We start from the raw sequence: 15953 nt of genomic DNA on the forward strand, positions 1-15953 counted from the left end.
CGAGGCGCCGATTCCGTAAGCTTTTCCGTGAGGTCCCCATGAGCGGCGCCGAGGTTCTGGACGTCGGTCGCGACGCCATCTGGCTCACCATCCAGTTGTGCGCGCCCGTGCTGATCGTCGGCCTGGTCGTGGGCGTCGGGATCGGCCTGCTGCAGGCGCTGACCCAGATCCAGGAGCAGACCCTGGTCTTCGCGCCGAAGATCGTGGCGATCTTCATCTCGCTTCTGGTCTTCCTGCCGCTGATGGGCGCGCTGATGGGCGGCTTCATGCGGCACATCGCGGCCCGCATCTCGGCGATGTAGGGAAAGGGCCGCCCGGCCGCCCATGGAAAGCTACGCCACAGCGCAGCAGGTCTACGCCGCAGGCCTGCTCTTCGCCCGGCTTGCGGCCATCGTCATGCTGATCCCCGGCATCGGCGAGGGCTTCATCCCGGCGCGCGTGCGCATGTCGCTCGCCTTCGTCATGGCGCTGACCCTCTATCCGGTGATCGGCCCCTCGGTGCCCGGGGTCCCGGCCGCGATCAGCGGCGTGGCCGGGGCGGTGATCCGCGAGGTCCTGATCGGCCTGATGATCGGCGGCATCCTCAGGCTCTTCATGTCGTCCCTGGCGACGGCGGGCGAGATCGTCTCCATCCAGACGACCCTGGCCTTCTCCCAGACCGCCAACCCGATGCAGGCCCAGCCGTCCACCACGCTCGGCACCTTCCTCGGCCTGATCGGCATCCTGCTCGTGATGACCACCGGCCTGCACCACCTGTTCATCGGGGCGATCGTGAAGTCCTACACGCTCTTCCCCTTCACCCGCCCGGTGATGGTCGGCGACGCGGCCCAGCTCGCCATCGAGACGGTGGGCAAGTCCTTCGCCCTCGGCCTGCAGCTCTCGGCGCCGGTTCTCGTCTTCTCGCTGATCTTCAACATCGCGGTCGGCGTCGTCGGCCGCGTGATGCCGCAGTTCCAGGTGTTCTTCGTCGCCACCCCGCTGATGGTGCTGACGGGGCTTTCCGTCTTCGCGCTGTCTCTCGGCGTCATCGGCGTCGTGTGGACCGACCGCTACCGCGACCTGCTCGCCCGGTTCGGGAGCTAGGCCGTGGCGGAGCAGAACGACGGCGCAGAAAAGACAGAAGAACCGACCCAGCGAAAACTCGAGCAGGCGCGGGCCAAGGGCGACGTCCCGAAGACCCCCGACTTCCCGCAGTTCATGTCGTTCTTCGCGGTGGCCGCCGTGCTGGCCGTCGCCGGCGGCTGGATGTGCCGCAACCTGGCGCTGGAGCTGCTGCCGTTCATTTCCGACCCCGACGGAATCGACCTGTCCGGCCAGGCCGGCGTCGGGGTCGCCCGGCGCGCCGCCCTGGCCGCCGCCCCGCTCATCGTCGCGGTGATGGCCGCCGCGGCGCTTGCCGGCGCGGCGGGCAACCTCGCCCAGACCGGCCTGATGCTGACGCCGGACAAGCTGAAGCCCGAGTGGAGCAAGCTCAGCCCCATACAGGGCCTCAAGCGGCTCTTCGGCCTCGACGCCCTGATGCAGTTCTTCAAGGGCCTGGTGAAGATCGTCATCGTCGGGGCGCTGGTCTGGTGGATCCTGAAACCGCACCTGGGGGCGATGACCAAGCTCGCCACCATGGAGCCGGTGATGATCCTGCCGCTGACGGTGGACATCCTGAAGCGGCTGATCTTCTCGGTCTGCGGCCTCCTGCTGGTCGTCTCCGGGGCCGACTGGTTCTGGCAGAAGCGGCGCTTCATGACCCGGATGCGGATGACCAAGGAGGAGCTGAAGGAGGACTTCAAGCAGTCCGAAGGCGACCCGCACGTGAAGGCCCGCCAGAAGCAGATCCGTCACACCCGCGCCCGGCAGCGGATGATGCAGGCCGTGCCCAACGCCACCGTCGTCGTCATGAACCCGACCCACTACGCCGTGGCGCTGAAGTACGAGCAGGGCGAGGACCAGGCGCCCGATGTGCGTCGCCAAGGGCCTCGACACCCTGGCGCTGAAGATCCGCGCGCTCGCCGAGGAATCCGGCGTGCCGGTGATCGAGGACCCGCCGCTGGCGCGCGCCCTCTACGCCGCGGTGGAGGTCGAGGGAGATGATCCCGCAGGCCCACTACGAGGCGGTGGCGAAGATCATCGGCTTCATCCTGAACGGCAAGAAGAAGCCCGAGCGGCGGGCGCGGCCGCTTTGAGGCCCCTCGTTCAAGGGGCGCCTGTGACAATGCGGGCCCTGTGAGAAGATTGCGATGAGTGATTCGATAGAGTTCCCCGCCCACCCACCGGAGACGCCGACGCGCGACATGGCCCTGCGCCAGAAAAAGCGCCGCGGGTTCGACCCGCTCACCGCCGCCGCCGTGGCCTTCTTCCTGCTGGCCGTGGCGCTCGCGGCGACGCCTGCGTTGAACGCCGGCCCGGCGACCCTGGCGGGTCTGCTGCTGCTGATCGGCCTGGCCGGCGTGGCCTGCCTCGGCCTCTTCGTGCTGCGCGGCACGGCCGAGCCGGTGTCCGACAACGAGCCGGGCGCCGACAAGCTGATCGAGGCGCTCACCGAGCCGGCGGCCATCGCCACGCCGGACGGCCGGGTTCAGGCCGCAAACGCCGCCTGGAAGGATGTGCTGGGCGCCGCCAGCCGCCTGCCCAAGACCGGCGCCTCGGCCGCCAGCCTGTTCGCCGCCCTGACCGCCGCCCGCCGGGGCGAGACCGGCCGCGCCTCGATCCGCACCAACGGCTCCGAGCACGAGGCGGTGGTCTCGCCGCTCGGCGCCCGCCGCTTCCTGGTCCGTCTGGCGGGCCCGTCCCGGACGCTGGCCCTGCCGGCCGCGGCTCTGGAGGTGATCAACGCCGTCTCCACCGCCCGCAGTCCGCCGCCAAAGGTGCTCGACGCCTTCGCCGCCGCCTCGCCGTTCGGGGCCGCCCTGCTGGAGGGCGAGGATCCCTTCGAGGCGAAGATCCTGGAGGCCAACCCGGCGCTGAAGGCCGTGGCCGGCGGCGGCGAGGTCGGCCAGGCGTTCGGCGAGCTGATCGACGCGGCGTCCCGCGCCGACGCCGCCCAGCGGCTGGCCACCGGCAACCAGGTGGGCGCGCTGGAGGTCCGGCTGGCGCACGATCCCGCGCGCATCGCCCACCTCTACCTCTCCAAGTCCGACGGCCGCTGGGTCGCCTATCTGGTGGACGTCTCCGAGCAGAAGCAGATCGAGCTGCAGCTCGCCCAGAGCCAGAAGATGCAGGCGATCGGCCAGCTCGCCGGCGGCGTGGCCCACGACTTCAACAACCTGCTCACCGCCATCTTCATGCAGCTCGACGTGCTGGCCTCGCGCCACCCGGTGGGCGATCCCTCCTACGAGGGCCTGAACGAGATCAAGCAGACCTCCACCCGCGCCGCCGACCTGGTCCGCAAGCTGCTGGCCTTCTCGCGCAAGCAGACCGTCCAGCGCGAGGTGCTCGACCTGGGCGAGCTGATCAGCGAGTTCGAGGTCCCTGCTGCGCCGCGTCCTCTATGAAGACGTGAAGCTCGCCACCGACTACGGCCGCAACCTGCCCCTGGTGAAGGCCGACCGCGGCCAGCTCGAGACGGCGGTGATGAACCTCGCGGTCAACGCCCGCGACGCGGTGCGCACCCACGGCGGCGGCCAGGTGAAGATCCGCACCGCCCGCCTCACCCAGGAACAGGCCCACCAGATGGGCTATCCCGGCGCCCAGGGCGACCAGGCGCTGATCGAGGTCTCCGACGACGGTCCCGGCATCGCGCCGGAGATCATGGAGAAAATCTTCGAGCCGTTCTTCACCACCAAGCCGGTGGGCGAGGGGACCGGCCTCGGCCTGGCCACCGTCTACGGCATCGTCAAGCAGTCGGACGGCTGGATCAGCATCGACAGCCGGCCGGGCGAGGGCGCGGCCTTCCGCATCTTCCTGCCCGTCCACGTGCCCTCCGCCACCGCCCCGGCCGTCGCGCCCGCGCCGCCCAAGCGCCCGCAGGCCCGCGATCTCTCCGGGGCCGGCCGCATCCTCTTCGTGGAGGACGAAGACGCGGTACGCGGCGTCGCCGCCAAGCTGCTCCGCGCCCGCGGCTACGAGGTGATCGAGGCCGCTTCCGGCGAGGGAGGCCCTGGAGCTGGCGGAGGAGCATGCCGGGACCATCGACCTGATGATCTCCGACGTGGTCATGCCCGGGATGCAGGGCCCGGACCTCCTCAAGCAGGCCCGCGGCTACCTGGGCTCGGCGCCGGTGATGTTCATCTCCGGCTACGCCGAGAGCGAGTTCTCCGACCTGCTGGAGGGCGAGACCAATGTCTCCTTCCTGCCCAAGCCCATCGACATCAAGACGCTGGCCGAGCGGGTGAAGCAGGAGCTCCAGAAGGCGGCGTAAGGCGGCTGCGGCGCTTGCGCGCCGCGGTCCCTCGGTCCAAGGATCGGGCGTCAACCGAGAGCCTTCAGTCCGAGCCGTGTCCCAGCCGTCCAAGACCCTGACCATCGCCGACGCCTTCCAGCAGGCGATCGCCGCCGCCAGGGCCGGCCAGCTCGCGGAGGCCGAGAACCTCTACCGGGCGATCCTGAAATCGGCGCAGCCGCCGGAGGTGTTCCGCAACCTCGGCCTGCTGCTCGACCGCCAGGGCCGGGTCGACGAGGCCGAGGCCATCTATCGCGACGCCATCGCCGCCGCCCCGAGGGACCAGGTCGCGCAGCTCAACCTCTGCCTGCTGCTACTGCGCGAAGGCCGCTATGCCGAAGCCTGGCCGCTGTTCGAGAGCCGCTTCGCCCGGCCCGGCGCCCCGGCCCAAGCCGCAGCTGTCCTTCCCGGAATGGCAGGGCGAGCCGGTGCGCTCCCTGCTGATCTGCAACGAGCAGGGGCTGGGCGACCAGATCCAGTTCGCCCGCTACGCCCCGATCCTGAAGGCCCAGGGCGTCGACGTCAGCCTGATGTGCAGCCCGCCGCTGACGCGGCTGTTCGGCGCGCTTGGCGTCACCGTCATTCCCGCGGAGGGCCAGGTCTCGATCCCGCGGCACGACGCCTGGGTGATGGCCGGCGCGCTGCCCTGGCGCATGGGCGCGACCCTGGAGACCATCCCCGCTTCGCCCTACCTCCCGGGCAAGGCCGGCGGAACCGGCATCGGCGTCGTCACCCACGGCAATCCCGGCCATTCAAGCAGGCCGTCCGCTCGCTCGGCCCCGAAGCCGAGGCCGCGCTCCGCGCCCTGCCAGGCGCCGTCAGCCTGCACCAGGCCGACACCGGCGCCCAGGATCTCGAGGACACCCGGCGGATCATCGAGGACCTGGAGCTGGTGATCAGCGTCGACACCAGCGTCGCGCACCTGGCCGGCGCCATGGGCAAGCCCTGCTGGGTGCTGCTGGCCACCGACGTGGACTGGCGCTGGATGCGCCATCGCGCCGACAGCCTCTGGTATCCCTCCATCCGCCTGTTCCGCCAGCCGGAGCCCGGCGACTGGGCCAGCGTGGTGGCCGAGGTCCGCCAGGCGCTGGACGCCCGCTGATGAGCGCGCTGGCCGATCTCCGGAAGGACTGGCCGGCCCTCGAATTCGCCGACTGGGCGCCCACCGCCCAGACCCTGCACATGTGGACCCAGATCGTCGGCAAGGTCCGCATGGCGCTGACGCCGGCGGTGAACCACTGGTGGCACGTGCCGCTCTATGTGAGCCCGCGCGGGCTCACCACCACCGCCATCCCGGACGGCGCGCGCACCTTCGAGATCGAGTTCAACTTCCTCGACCACCGGCTCGACATCACCTGCAGCGACGGCGGCGCCCAGCACTTCGCCCTGACTCCCATGGCGGTCGCGGACTTCCACGCCGAGCTGATGGCCGCGCTGGCCCGCATCGGCGTCGCGCCGCGCATCTGGACCACCCCGTGCGAGGTGCCCGCGCCCATCCCCTTCGAGCAGGATCGCCTGCACCGGTCCTACGACGCCGAGGCGGTGTCGCGATTCTTCCGCGTGCTGGTCCAGGTCGACCGGGTCATGAAGGTTTTCCGCGGCCGCTTCCTCGGCAAGTGCAGCCCGGTGCACTTCTTCTGGGGCAGCTTCGACCTGGCGGTGACGCGGTTCTCCGGCCGGCCCGCGCCGCCGCATCCGGGCTCGGCGATCCTGCCGGCCTCGGTCAGCGGCGAGGCCTATTCGCACGAGGCGATGAGCGTGGGCTTCTGGCCGGGCGACGCCGGCCACGAGGCCCTGTTCTACGCCTATGCCTATCCCGAGCCCGCCGGCTTCCCGGACGCCGCGACGACGCGGTCGGGCCGCTACGAGCCCGAGCTCGGCGAGTTCGTCCTGCCCTACGCCGCGGTCCGCGAGGCCCATGCGCCGGACTATGCGATCCTCGGCTTCTTCCAGCGCGCCTACGAGGCCGCCGCCGACCTCGCCGGCTGGCCGCGCGACGCCCTCGAACGGAGAGCCCCATGACCAAGATCCCCGCCGCGAAGAAGCCTCCGTCGGTGCAGAAGTCCCAGGCGGTCGGCGCGGGGGCGCTTGGGGCCGGGGCCGCCGGCGCGGGCGCGCTCGGCGCGGGCCTGATGCTGTCGCTCGCGGTCGGCGCGGTGGCGCTGGGCGCGCTCGCCATCGGCCGCCTCGCCGTGGGGCGCATGACCATCCGCCGCCTCCGCATCGGCCGGCTGGAGGTCGACGAGCTGGTCGTCCGCCGCATCGCTCCGCCGCCGATCCGCCGCCGCCGCCACCCGCCGCACCTGCGCTGACGCTTGCGTCCCGGCCCGTCGCGGGCCAGCGTTCGTCCCAACAAGATCAGACCGGGAGGACGTGATGGGTGAGGCGCGCATCAACCCCAATGGAGCCTTGCGCGGCCGCACCGCGCTGGTCACAGGCGCCAGCCGGGGCATCGGCGAGGCGATCGCCGCGCGGCTCGCCATGGAGGGCGCCAAGGTCGTCTGTTCGGCCCGCACCGCCGAGACCGGCGACAGCAAGCTCCCGGGCACGCTGCACGACACCGTGGGCCGCATCCGCCGCGCCGGCGGGGAGGCCACCTTCATCAAGGCCGATCTCTCCTCGGAGGCGGACCGCGAGGCGCTCGTCGCCCAGGCCGTCGAGGCCTACGGGCCCGTCGACATCCTGATCAACAACGCCGCCGTCACCTTCTTCATCCCTGTGGAGACCTTCCCGGAGAAGCGCTTCAAGCTGATGATGGAGGTCCAGGTCTGGGCGCCGTTCCACCTCTCCCAGCTCGTCCTGCCGTCCATGCGCGAACGCCGCCAGGGCTGGATCGTCAACATCTCCTCGCCGGCCGGACTGCATCCGAAGCTGCCGTTCGCCCGCGGCCGCGGCGGTACGGTCTACGGCATGTGCAAGGCCGCGCTGGAGCGCTTCACCACCGGCCTCGCCGCCGAGGTCTATGACGACGACATCGCGGTGAACGTCGTCTCGCCGGGCCTCGTGGACACGCCGGGCGTCGCCGTCCACGGCCTGATCAACGAGCAGTCGAAGGCCCGCGTCCAGCCCATCGAGGTCATCGCCGAGGCCGTCTATCGTCTGGCGTCCGGAGACCCGAAGGTGCTCACCGGCCGCATCGAATACGCCGAGCCCTTCCTGAAGGGCCTGTCCATCCAGCCGGCGGAGCTGGTCTGAGATGCTGGAGCAGACCGTCGACATCCCCACCAGGGACGGCGCCACCACCACCTTCATCGTCCACCCGGAGCGCGACGCGCCGCATCCGGTGATCCTGTTCTTCACGGACGCCCCGGCGATCCGCGAGGAGCTGCGCGACATGGCCCGCCGGATCGCCACGGCCGGCTACTACGTCATGCTGCCCAACCTCTATTACCGGCGCGGCGTCCTGGAGCTCGCCGACCTGCCGCCGCTGCCGGAGGCGGAGGCCCGCGCGCGGATGTTCGATCTGATGGGGTCGCTCTCGATCCCGCTCGTCATGGACGACGCCGACAGCCTGATGGTCTTCGCCGACCGCGACCCGGCCGCCAGCCCGGGCCCGATCGCCACCCTCGGCTACTGCATGAGCGGCCAGTACGCGATCGCCTACGCCGCCCGCAACGCGAGGGTCGCCGCCGCCGCCTCGATCTACGGCGTCAGCCTCGTCACCGACGCGCCGGAGAGCCCGCACATCGCCGCCCAGAAGACCCGGGCCGAGGTCTATTTCGCCTGCGCCGAGACCGACATCTATGCGCCGCGCGAGATGGTCGAGGCGCTCGAGGCCGCCCTGAAGGGCAAGGCCGACGCCGAGGTCGAATGGTATCCCGGCGTCCACCACGGCTTCGCCTTCCCGCAACGGGCCGCCTACGACAAGCCGGCCGCCGAGCGCCACTGGGAGCGGCTGTTCGCGCTGTGGCGGCGAAAGCTGGGCTGATTATTCCAGGAAAATACTGAGTGAATTCTGATCGTCGGAAATATTTTCCCAGAAAATCCTTGAATGTGGATGGAAATTAGCCCATCTTCGTCGCATCAAATCTCGATCCGGCTCGCGTGCCGTTCTAGCCGATATCTTTGAATATCCGCCGGAAACGCCTTTCGACCTTATCCGAAAATTTGATCTTCCGCCTCATCCGGGGCGTGAGAACTCGTGTCCGGAAGGGACGACAAGATGCAAGACGGTACTGTGAAGTGGTTCAACCCCACCAAGGGCTTTGGTTTCATTCAGCCCGATCAGGGCGGCGGCGATGTGTTCGTGCACATCTCGGCGGTCGAACGTGCGGGCCTCGGCGGCCTGCATGAGGGCCAGAAGGTCGGTTTCGAGCTCGAGCGCGACGCGCGCTCCGGCAAGATGTCGGCCGCCAACCTCAAGGTCAGCTGAGCCACGGCGTCGGAGCGGCCATGCGGCCGCTCCGCCTCTGTGGGTCCTCCCGATGAGTCCCGACCAACAGCATCGCTGCACCGTGCAGCAGGCTCCGGACGGCAAGCCCTATCTGGCTTTCGAGCCGTCGACCGGCGCCGCCTCGTCCTACAGCAACTCGCTCTTCACGCTCGACCTCAAGCCCGGGGTCAGCCTCGTCGAGGCGCGGCGGCTGGCGGACGAGATCAACGGCGCCCTCTGGGGCGTCTCCTCCACCATTTTCTAGGCGTTCGCGCCGGGGAGTCCTGATGACCGTCAAGTCGGACCTGCGCGCCGTCGAATACCGGACCCGGGCCGAGGCTGCGACCTCTGCCGCCGAAGCCTCGCCGCTCGCCAACCAGCGCGAGCTGCACGAGGCGTCCGCCGCGGTCTGGAACCAGCTCGCCGAGCAGGAGGAGCGCCGCAGCGTGCGCGCCGCCCAGATCCTCGTGGCCCAGACCCCGGTCGTTCAGCCCATCGCGGCCGAACATTCCGAGCCCGAAACCCCCGCGGCGGCGTCGGCCGTCGTGCTGGAGAACTGATGAAACGCGCTCTCAAGGATACGTTCGGCGACCGGCTGCAGGCCCAGGCTGAGGCCCGCCAGGCCCAGCTCGCCAAGTTCCAGCCGAAGGCCGCCGTAGCCGACCCGAACATCGCCGAGCGCGCCGCCCAGCGCGCCAGCGAACGCGCCGCCGAGCTCACGCGCGTCCGCCTCGAGCGCTCCGACGCCAAGGCCGCGCGCCAGCAGGCCGCCGCCGACGCGCTCGCCGCCGACGCCGCCGCCATCAAGGCCGCCGAGGACGCCGCCCTCGACCTGAAGCGCGGCGCCCGCAAGGAACGCAAGGCGCTGACCAAGGCCGAGGCCCAGGCCAAGCGCGACGCCCGCTACGCCGCCCGCAAGGCGCGCCGCTAGACTTCGGTCCCACCGCCCGCGCGCGGCTCGGCCTGCGCGGCGACGTCACCCCAAGCCCGGCCGACGGCAAGTCCGCCGCCCGCCGTCACGGTGGCGGACTCTAGTCGAAGTCGATCAGCGCGCCGCCCCAGATCGGGAAGGTCCCGGTCTGGCCGACCTGCGCCACCGCCGCCTTCACGTCGGCCCGCTCGCGGACCTGGTCGAAGGTCCGGCTGATCGCGTCGTCGAAGGGCGTATGCGCCGCCCTGCGGAACCGGCTGAGTTCAAACAGCGCTGAGTCGCGATCGTCGGCCGATTTCAGCCGCACGATGTAGCGTGCGGCCAGCGCATCCGCGTCGCCCGCGCACAGCAGGGCCTTGGCGCGCGCGGTCTCGTTGTCCGAGGCATGGTCGGCGGTGAACTTCAGGGCCTCGGCGCCGGCCTGCGGTTGCTTGCGGCCGTAGTGCGCGCAGACGCGCTCCGCAGCCAGCCACATATGGCCGTAGTCGCTCAGGTTCGGCTTCGGGCCCATCGCCTCCAGGGTCGCCAGCGCGTCGTCATGCCGGGCGGCGGCGTTCAGGATGCCGGCCAGATTGATGTTCTGGCTGACGTTCGTCTCGCTCTGGCCTTCCTTCAGCTTCGCGGCCTCGGCCATCGTCGCGGCGGCCTCGTCCATCCGGCCCAGGTCGCGCAGGGCATAGGCCTTGTCGTTCAGCACCCAGTTGCGGATGTCCTCCCCCCTCGGCGTCGGGGATCGGCCCCGGCTTGGCAAGCCGCGCCTCCAGCAGCTTCAGCGCCTCCTCGCTGCGGCCCAGGAGCCGCAGGTCGGCCGCGACCGCCAGAACCCCGCGCCCGTCGTCGGGGTCCTTGTCCAGCGCCTCGCGCGCCCGGGCGAACTCCGCCTCGGCGATGGCCTTGCTGTCGAACTGGGCGAGCCCGTCCTCCGTCAGCCCGGCGTAGTCGTTGTTCAACCGCAGCTCGATATGCGAGCTGACGCTCCTGACGCGGCCGGCGACGCGGCGCGCGTTGGCGAGATCGCCATCGACCTTCAGCATCCTGGCGTAGTCGACCCAGAGGTAGTCGCCGCCTGCAAACGGCGACATGGGTTTCCAGTCGATGGTGTCGAGGGCGGCCAGGAAGCGCCGCTTGCGCTTCGGATCATCGCGCACCAGCCGGGCGAAATCGAACAGCGAGCTGTCCGAGAAGATGATCGCGCTGCCATCGCCCCGGCGCTTGGCGGCTTCCTCCAGCGACCGGAGGCCGTCGTTCACATCGCCGATCTCGCTGGCGACGATGAAGCGCGTCGTCCACGCCAGCGCGCTGGCCTCCTTTTCCGCCGTGCTCTTGCGGACCAGCTCGGCGGTCGGCTCGATGCCGCACATCGCCGCCATCATGTAGGTCCAGGACCGCTGCTGGCTCGTCAGGGTGCGGAAGTCACGCCGGTCCAGCAGCGCCGCGAAGCTCTCCTTGTCGCAACCATTCCCGGACTGCGCGGTCTTGGCGAGCACGGCGAAGTCGTCTTCCGCCGTCGTCTGGGCGAGGGCGGCGCCGGGGACGGCGAGGCAGAGTGCGGCCGTCAGCGCGGCGATCCGGGTGCGGAGAAGTGTCGTCATCGGCCGAGCCTGCAATGGCTCGCCGCACCGCGCAATGGCTCAGCTTGTTGGCCGCTGCGCCACCACCGGCGGGACGAAATCGGGCTCCAGGGCCTTCAGCGGATGCGAGCCGGAGACCATCCCCATGAACGGCGGCCAGATGTCATAGCCCAGCAGGCTTTGCAGCCGGGGCGACATGCCCCGCACCTGCTCGCGCGGGATCGAGAGGTGCCAGGCCTCCTGGGTCCTGGCCCAGGGCTCGCAGTACTGGTTGGTGAAGGCCAGCCTCGGCCGGTCCGACCGGTTCGCCCCTCCGCGGTGCAGCAGCGTGCCCGCCATGATGAACGCCGCGCCGGCCGGCAGGGACATCGGGACCAGCATCGCTTCCAGCGCGTCCTGCGGCGGCCGGTCCGGCGCGTCGGCGTCGCCCCAGAGGTGGCTGCCCGGGATCACGTCCGTGGCCCCGTTCTCCGCCGTGAAGGGATCGACCGCGGCGATGAGCGTATAGCTGATCGCCGGCCGCGGCCTGGGCTGGCGGTAGAAGCCGTCGTCCACGTGGATCGCCTGCGCCGCCTCGCCCGGATTGATCTGGATCGACTGGCTGGCGGTGAGCTGGTAGCCGGGCTGCAGGAAGCGGTCGAGCACCGCCAGCACCCGCGCGTCCTCGGCCGTCCGCTCGAACACCCGGCCCCGCGCCACCAGCGTATAGACCCGCTCGGTCAGGAAGCCTTCGAAGGCGTTCCGCCCGTGATGGCTGTCGCGATAGGGGGCCAGCGTCGCCCGCACCTCGTCGATCGTCGCGGCGTCCAGGAAGTCGGGGATGACCGTGAAGCCCTGCGCCCGGATCTCCGCGGCGTGGGCGTCGGCGTCGAAGCGAGCCACGGGTTTGTCCATCGGCGCTCCTCTCCCTATTCTTTCCCTCAACATAGCACGGAGGACGGCGATGACCGGGACCCTGAAGATCCGCCGCGTGGCGGGCGCGCTCGGCGCGGAGATCTCCGGCGTGGACCTGTCCGCCGACCTTCCCGACGCCACCGTTGCGGCGATCCGCAAGGCCTTGGTCGAGCACCAGGTGATCTTCTTCCGCGATCAGGAGCTGACCCCGGCCCAGCAGGCCGCGTTCGGCGCCCGCTTCGGTCCGCTCAACATTCACCCCTACGTGGCGGGCATGGCCGGCCAGCCCGAGGTGATGGAGATCGTCAAGGAGCCCGCCGACAAGGTGAACTTCGGCGGCGGCTGGCACTCCGACATGAGTTTCCTGGAGACGCCGGCCATCGGCTCGATCCTCTACGCCGTGGAGATCCCGGAATTCGGCGGCGACACCCTGTTCGCGAGCCAGGCCGCCGCCTACGACGCGCTGTCGCCGGGCCTGAAGGCGACGCTCGATACCCTCTCGGCCGTCCATTCGGCCAGCCGCGAATATTCCGCCCAGGGGCACTCGGCCCAGAAGCGCGCCGGCATGCAGGTGGCCGAGGCCGACGGCTATGTGGGCGAGTACGTCCACCCGATGGTGCTCGTCCACCCCGAGACCGGCCGCAAAGCGCTCTATGTCAATCCGGCCTTCACGCTCCGGATCGACGGCTGGAAGACGTCGGAGTCCAAGGCGCTCCTGGACTACCTCTTCAACCACTGCCGCTACGAGGGCTTCACCTGCCGGTTCTCATGGACCGCCGGCTCGGTCGCCTTCTGGGACAACCGCTCGGTCTGGCACTTCGCGCTGAACGACTACCCCGGCCAGCGCCGGCACATGCGGCGCGTCACCGTCGATCCCTGGCCCGCCATGGCCGAGCAGGCGCGCGAGGTGGAGCTGGCGGGCGCTCGCTAGCGCGCGCCAAGGTGATGGCGCGACGCGGTTCCTTGCCATGTGCGGCCGGGAAGCGCCTCATGAGGCGTCGGGGAACACCGGAGGTCCGCATGAGCGTCTATCGCGTCACCGAGATCATCGGCACGAGCCGGAATAGCTGGGAGGAGGCGGCCCGCGAGGCGCTCGCCGTCGCCGCCGACAGCCTGCGCGACCTGCGCATCGCCGAGGTGGTCGAGCAGGACATCGCGCTGGGGGCCGACGGGAAGATCGAGGCCTTCCGCACCAAGCTCAGGGTCAGCTTCAAGTACGAAAGCGACGTCATGCGGCCCGACCGGCCGGGCGTCGAGTTCGGCTACGCCCACCCCGAGCCGGCTCAGTAGCCGAGCCGGCTCAGCAGGCCCTTCGCCGCCGCCACCCCGGTGGCGAAGCTCGCCTGCAGCAGGTAGCCGCCGGTCGGCGCCTCCCAGTCGAGCATCTCGCCGGCGGCGAACACGCCTGGCCGGTCGCGAAGCATGAGGGTCTCGTCCACGGCCTCGCGCGTCAGCCCGCCGGCCGAGGAGATCGCCCGCACCAGGCCCTGAACCCCCGTCACCGTCAACGGCGCGGCCTTGATCAGCCGGGCCAGCGGGCCGGGGGCGATCGGCAGGTCCTTTCCGAACGCCTCGCGCAGCAGGTTCACCTCCAGCGGCGAGAGGTTCAGCGCCTTGCGCAGGTGGTTGGCGGCGCTCTCGCCCTTCTTCGGCCGGGCCAGCCGGTCGGTGAGCTTGGGGATCGTCTGGTCGGGCCGCAGGTCCACGGTCACCGTCGTCGGGGCCGCGTCGCGCACGGCCGCCGCGATCGCATAGACCGCGCCGCCCTCCAGGCCGTAACGGGTGACCACGGCGTCGCCGCGGCTGGTCTCTTCCCCGACGCTCAGCGCCACATTCTTCAGCGGCTGGCCTTCGAAGCGGTCGCGGAAGATCGCGCTCCAGGCCACGTCGACGCCCACATTGGCCGGGCGGAACGGCGCGACGCCCGCCAGCCGGTCCGCCCAGGCCCCGTCCGGGCCCAGCTTCGGCCAGCTCGCCCCGCCAAGCGCCAGCAGCGTCGCGTCCGGCGTCACCGCGATCTCGCCCTCGGGCGTGCGGAAGGTAAGGGCGCCCTCGGCGTTCCAGCCGGTCCAGTCGTGGCGCGTCCGCACGACGACACCGAGCTCGGCCAACCGCCGCAGCCACGCGCGCAGCAGCGGGGAGGCCTTCAGCGTCTTCGGGAACACCCGGCCGGACGACCCCTTGAACGTCGGCTGGCCCAGGCCCTCGGCCCAGGCGACCAGCTCGGCCGGCGGATAGGCCGCGACCATCGGCGCGAGCCACGCCTCGGCCGCGCCGTAGCGGCCGAGGAACCGCGGCAGGTCCTCGGAATGGGTCAGGTTCAGCCCGCCCCGGCCGGCCATCAGGAACTTGCGGCCCACCGAGGGCATCTTCTCGTAGACGGTGACGGCCAGGCCCGCCCGGGCCAGGGTCTCGGCGGCGATCAGGCCCGCGGGCCCGGCGCCGACCACGGCTGCGGTCTTGGTCACACCCCTGCCATGGCGAGCACGGCGGCGAGGCCGACCGCCTGGCCGCGCACCGACGGGCCCTTCTCCACGTCGATCCATTCGTCCGGCGCGTGCGCCCGGCCGCCGGTGCCGCCCGAGCCGATGGTCACCGCCGGGATGCCCAGGCTGATGGGGATGTTGCTGTCCGTCGAGCTGGCGCCCAGGATCGGGGTGTAGCCGGCGGCCTTCACCGCCGCGGTGGTGGCGCGCACGATCTCGGCGTCCTCGCGGGTCGCCCCGGTCGGCCGCTCGCCGATCATCTTCACGTCGGCGCTGATCTGGCCGAAGCGGGTGTTGCGGGCCTTGTTCTCGGCCGCCACCGCGTCCTTCACGATGCCCAGGAACTTGCCGTCCAGCTTGTCCAACTCCTCCTTGGATTCAGACCGCATGTCGACCTCCAGCCAGATGGCCTCGGGGATCGAGTTCACGGACGTGCCGCCGCCCACCACGCTGGTCGCATAGGTGGTCCGGGGCTTGGCGGGCGTGGTCAGCTTGTTCATCTCGACCACCGTCGTCCCCATGGCCGCCATCGGATTCACGGTCCCATAGGCGCCGTAGCTGTGGCCGCCCGGCCCGTTGAAGGTGACGCGGTAGCGCTTGGAGCCGACGGCGCCGAAGGTCACGCGCTCGGCGGACGTCCCGTCCATCGAGAAGAAGGCGTGGACGCGATCCTTGTACTTGCCCTTGTTGAAGATGAACTTCACCCCGCGCAGGTCGCCCGGGCCTTCCTCGCCCACGTTGCCGACGAACAGGATGTCCCGCTTGGTCTTGATCTTCGCCGCGTCCAGGGCGCGGACGTAGGCCAGCAGCACGGCCAGCGAATGGGTGTCGTCGCCGACGCCCGGGGCGTGCAGCTTGGTCCCCTCGCGGCGCACCTTCACGTTGGTGCCTTCCGGGAACACCGTGTCGAGGTGGGCGGCCAGCACCACCACCTTGCCGCCGGCCGGGCCCGTGCCGCGGCGGAGGCCCATGACGTTGCCCTCGGCGTCCATCTCCACGTCGCTCAGGCCGTGGGCCTTCAGCATCTCCATGTAGGCCTTGGCCCGCGCCTCCTCCTTGAACGGCGGCGCCGGGATCTCGGTGAGCGTGATGGTGTCCTCCACCGTCCGCGCATGATCGGCGTCCAGCTTGGCGACCGCGGCCTTGAACGGCGCGCTGGCCACCAGCTTCTGGACGGTCTGCTCAGGCGTCGCGCCGCGTCCCTGCGCGGCGGCGCCGGTGGCGATGGTCAGGGCCAGGACGGACACGAGCGCGTAACGCGGGACGGAGAACATAGATCTGGAATCCTTGCGCAAAAAGCGGCCGCATATGAGCCGATCTCGCCGTC

20 protein-coding genes and 1 pseudogene are annotated in these 15953 nt (G+C 70.7%); 16 read left to right on the forward strand and 5 right to left on the reverse strand.

Features of this window, described 5'->3' with window-relative positions; all coding sequences use genetic code 11:
- The first annotated feature begins 38 nt into the window (after nucleotides 1-38).
- From fliQ to LRS04_RS12760, 14 genes and pseudogenes are all read left to right on the forward strand, one after another.
- Nucleotides 39-302 carry a flagellar biosynthesis protein FliQ gene (gene fliQ / locus LRS04_RS12700; protein WP_257816685.1) on the forward strand — a complete coding sequence of 88 codons (264 nt, stop codon included), beginning with the start codon at nucleotides 39-41 and terminating at the stop codon, nucleotides 300-302.
- 22 nt (nucleotides 303-324) lie between these two features.
- Nucleotides 325-1083: a flagellar biosynthetic protein FliR gene (gene fliR, locus LRS04_RS12705; RefSeq protein ID WP_257816686.1), complete on the forward strand. Its 759-nt coding sequence runs from the start codon at nucleotides 325-327 to the stop codon at nucleotides 1081-1083.
- Between the two features lie 3 nt (nucleotides 1084-1086).
- The gene (locus tag LRS04_RS12710) at nucleotides 1087-2085 is read left to right on the forward strand and encodes an EscU/YscU/HrcU family type III secretion system export apparatus switch protein (protein WP_308238134.1); all 999 of its coding nucleotides are present in this window, start codon (nucleotides 1087-1089) and stop codon (nucleotides 2083-2085) included.
- Nucleotides 1991-2221: an EscU/YscU/HrcU family type III secretion system export apparatus switch protein gene (locus LRS04_RS26880; protein ID WP_308238334.1), complete on the forward strand. Its 231-nt coding sequence runs from the start codon at nucleotides 1991-1993 to the stop codon at nucleotides 2219-2221. The genes LRS04_RS12710 and LRS04_RS26880 overlap by 95 nt, the downstream gene beginning before the upstream one ends.
- A 64-nt stretch (nucleotides 2222-2285) precedes the next feature.
- Nucleotides 2286-4351: pseudogene (gene cckA / locus LRS04_RS12715) on the forward strand (cell cycle histidine kinase CckA).
- A 76-nt stretch (nucleotides 4352-4427) separates the two neighbouring features.
- Nucleotides 4428-5474: a tetratricopeptide repeat-containing glycosyltransferase family protein gene (locus LRS04_RS12720; RefSeq protein WP_257816687.1), complete on the forward strand. Its 1047-nt coding sequence runs from the start codon at nucleotides 4428-4430 to the stop codon at nucleotides 5472-5474.
- Complete coding sequence (locus LRS04_RS12725) at nucleotides 5474-6394, forward strand: DUF5996 family protein (protein ID WP_257816688.1); 921 nt, start codon at nucleotides 5474-5476, stop codon at nucleotides 6392-6394. The genes LRS04_RS12720 and LRS04_RS12725 overlap by 1 nt, the downstream gene beginning before the upstream one ends.
- The gene (locus tag LRS04_RS12730; RefSeq protein WP_257816689.1) at nucleotides 6391-6684 is read left to right on the forward strand and encodes a hypothetical protein; all 294 of its coding nucleotides are present in this window, start codon (nucleotides 6391-6393) and stop codon (nucleotides 6682-6684) included. The genes LRS04_RS12725 and LRS04_RS12730 overlap by 4 nt, the downstream gene beginning before the upstream one ends.
- 64 nt (nucleotides 6685-6748) lie before the next feature.
- A complete protein-coding gene (locus tag LRS04_RS12735; RefSeq protein WP_257816690.1) occupies nucleotides 6749-7567 on the forward strand; it encodes an SDR family NAD(P)-dependent oxidoreductase in 819 nt (272 codons plus the stop codon).
- Nucleotide 7568: 1 nt separating this feature from the next.
- Nucleotides 7569-8300, forward strand: coding sequence for a dienelactone hydrolase family protein (locus tag LRS04_RS12740; RefSeq protein WP_257816691.1), 732 nt, complete (start codon nucleotides 7569-7571; stop codon nucleotides 8298-8300).
- A gap of 234 nt (nucleotides 8301-8534) precedes the next feature.
- A complete protein-coding gene (locus LRS04_RS12745; protein ID WP_257819097.1) occupies nucleotides 8535-8744 on the forward strand; it encodes a cold-shock protein in 210 nt (69 codons plus the stop codon).
- Nucleotides 8745-8796: 52 nt separating this feature from the next.
- Nucleotides 8797-9009 (forward strand): hypothetical protein, encoded by a 213-nt coding sequence (locus tag LRS04_RS12750; protein ID WP_257816692.1) that lies wholly within the window; start codon nucleotides 8797-8799, stop codon nucleotides 9007-9009.
- A gap of 22 nt (nucleotides 9010-9031) precedes the next feature.
- Nucleotides 9032-9304, forward strand: a complete 273-nt coding sequence (locus tag LRS04_RS12755; protein WP_257816693.1) for a hypothetical protein — start codon at nucleotides 9032-9034, stop codon at nucleotides 9302-9304.
- On the forward strand, nucleotides 9304-9675 hold the full coding sequence (locus LRS04_RS12760) for a DUF6481 family protein (RefSeq protein WP_257816694.1): 372 nt from the start codon (nucleotides 9304-9306) through the stop codon (nucleotides 9673-9675). The genes LRS04_RS12755 and LRS04_RS12760 overlap by 1 nt, the downstream gene beginning before the upstream one ends.
- A gap of 100 nt (nucleotides 9676-9775) precedes the next feature.
- Here LRS04_RS12760 and LRS04_RS12765 read toward each other — a convergent pair whose 3' ends face one another.
- Genes LRS04_RS12765 through LRS04_RS12775 form a run of 3 tightly spaced genes read right to left on the reverse strand, consistent with a single transcriptional unit; the run spans nucleotide 9776 to nucleotide 12140 of the window.
- Nucleotides 9776-10309, reverse strand: coding sequence for a hypothetical protein (locus LRS04_RS12765; protein WP_257816695.1), 534 nt, complete (start codon nucleotides 10307-10309; stop codon nucleotides 9776-9778).
- Complete coding sequence (locus tag LRS04_RS12770; protein WP_257816696.1) at nucleotides 10212-11267, reverse strand: hypothetical protein; 1056 nt, start codon at nucleotides 11265-11267, stop codon at nucleotides 10212-10214. The genes LRS04_RS12765 and LRS04_RS12770 overlap by 98 nt, the downstream gene beginning before the upstream one ends.
- 39 nt (nucleotides 11268-11306) lie before the next feature.
- Nucleotides 11307-12140: a phytanoyl-CoA dioxygenase family protein gene (locus LRS04_RS12775; RefSeq protein WP_257816697.1), complete on the reverse strand. Its 834-nt coding sequence runs from the start codon at nucleotides 12138-12140 to the stop codon at nucleotides 11307-11309.
- A 49-nt stretch (nucleotides 12141-12189) separates the two neighbouring features.
- Between LRS04_RS12775 and LRS04_RS12780 the strand changes: the two genes are divergently transcribed.
- On the forward strand, nucleotides 12190-13071 hold the full coding sequence (locus LRS04_RS12780; protein ID WP_257816698.1) for a TauD/TfdA family dioxygenase: 882 nt from the start codon (nucleotides 12190-12192) through the stop codon (nucleotides 13069-13071).
- 89 nt (nucleotides 13072-13160) lie between these two features.
- The gene (locus LRS04_RS12785) at nucleotides 13161-13430 is read left to right on the forward strand and encodes a dodecin domain-containing protein (RefSeq protein WP_308238135.1); all 270 of its coding nucleotides are present in this window, start codon (nucleotides 13161-13163) and stop codon (nucleotides 13428-13430) included.
- On the opposite strand, the gene LRS04_RS12790 is transcribed toward LRS04_RS12785, so the two are convergent.
- Complete coding sequence (locus tag LRS04_RS12790) at nucleotides 13424-14608, reverse strand: TIGR03862 family flavoprotein (protein ID WP_257816699.1); 1185 nt, start codon at nucleotides 14606-14608, stop codon at nucleotides 13424-13426. The genes LRS04_RS12785 and LRS04_RS12790 overlap by 7 nt on opposite strands.
- A complete protein-coding gene (locus tag LRS04_RS12795) occupies nucleotides 14605-15900 on the reverse strand; it encodes a M20/M25/M40 family metallo-hydrolase (RefSeq protein WP_257816700.1) in 1296 nt (431 codons plus the stop codon). Before LRS04_RS12795 ends, LRS04_RS12790 begins: the two co-directional genes overlap by 4 nt.
- Between the last annotated feature and the right edge of the window lie 53 nt (nucleotides 15901-15953).

The sequence above is a fragment of the Phenylobacterium sp. J367 genome (genome assembly GCF_024699985.1).
GTDB lineage: Bacteria > Pseudomonadota > Alphaproteobacteria > Caulobacterales > Caulobacteraceae > Phenylobacterium.

What these genes read in the sequence shown, in the direction of transcription:
- LRS04_RS12735 (WP_257816690.1), top strand. Translation starts at nt 6,749, where the DNA reads ATGGGTGAGGCGCGCATCAACCCCAATGGAGCCTTGCGCGGCCGCACC.
- LRS04_RS12765 (WP_257816695.1), bottom strand. Translation starts at nt 10,309, where the DNA reads ATGGCCGAGGCCGCGAAGCTGAAGGAAGGCCAGAGCGAGACGAACGTC.
- LRS04_RS12745 (WP_257819097.1), top strand. Translation starts at nt 8,535, where the DNA reads ATGCAAGACGGTACTGTGAAGTGGTTCAACCCCACCAAGGGCTTTGGT.
- fliQ (WP_257816685.1), top strand. Translation starts at nt 39, where the DNA reads ATGAGCGGCGCCGAGGTTCTGGACGTCGGTCGCGACGCCATCTGGCTC.
- LRS04_RS12755 (WP_257816693.1), top strand. Translation starts at nt 9,032, where the DNA reads ATGACCGTCAAGTCGGACCTGCGCGCCGTCGAATACCGGACCCGGGCC.
- fliR (WP_257816686.1), top strand. Translation starts at nt 325, where the DNA reads ATGGAAAGCTACGCCACAGCGCAGCAGGTCTACGCCGCAGGCCTGCTC.
- LRS04_RS12780 (WP_257816698.1), top strand. Translation starts at nt 12,190, where the DNA reads ATGACCGGGACCCTGAAGATCCGCCGCGTGGCGGGCGCGCTCGGCGCG.
- LRS04_RS12785 (WP_308238135.1), top strand. Translation starts at nt 13,161, where the DNA reads ATGAGCGTCTATCGCGTCACCGAGATCATCGGCACGAGCCGGAATAGC.
- LRS04_RS12740 (WP_257816691.1), top strand. Translation starts at nt 7,569, where the DNA reads ATGCTGGAGCAGACCGTCGACATCCCCACCAGGGACGGCGCCACCACC.
- LRS04_RS12770 (WP_257816696.1), bottom strand. Translation starts at nt 11,267, where the DNA reads ATGACGACACTTCTCCGCACCCGGATCGCCGCGCTGACGGCCGCACTC.
- LRS04_RS12750 (WP_257816692.1), top strand. Translation starts at nt 8,797, where the DNA reads ATGAGTCCCGACCAACAGCATCGCTGCACCGTGCAGCAGGCTCCGGAC.
- LRS04_RS12725 (WP_257816688.1), top strand. Translation starts at nt 5,474, where the DNA reads ATGAGCGCGCTGGCCGATCTCCGGAAGGACTGGCCGGCCCTCGAATTC.
- LRS04_RS12775 (WP_257816697.1), bottom strand. Translation starts at nt 12,140, where the DNA reads ATGGACAAACCCGTGGCTCGCTTCGACGCCGACGCCCACGCCGCGGAG.
- LRS04_RS12760 (WP_257816694.1), top strand. Translation starts at nt 9,304, where the DNA reads ATGAAACGCGCTCTCAAGGATACGTTCGGCGACCGGCTGCAGGCCCAG.
- LRS04_RS12730 (WP_257816689.1), top strand. Translation starts at nt 6,391, where the DNA reads ATGACCAAGATCCCCGCCGCGAAGAAGCCTCCGTCGGTGCAGAAGTCC.
- LRS04_RS12795 (WP_257816700.1), bottom strand. Translation starts at nt 15,900, where the DNA reads ATGTTCTCCGTCCCGCGTTACGCGCTCGTGTCCGTCCTGGCCCTGACC.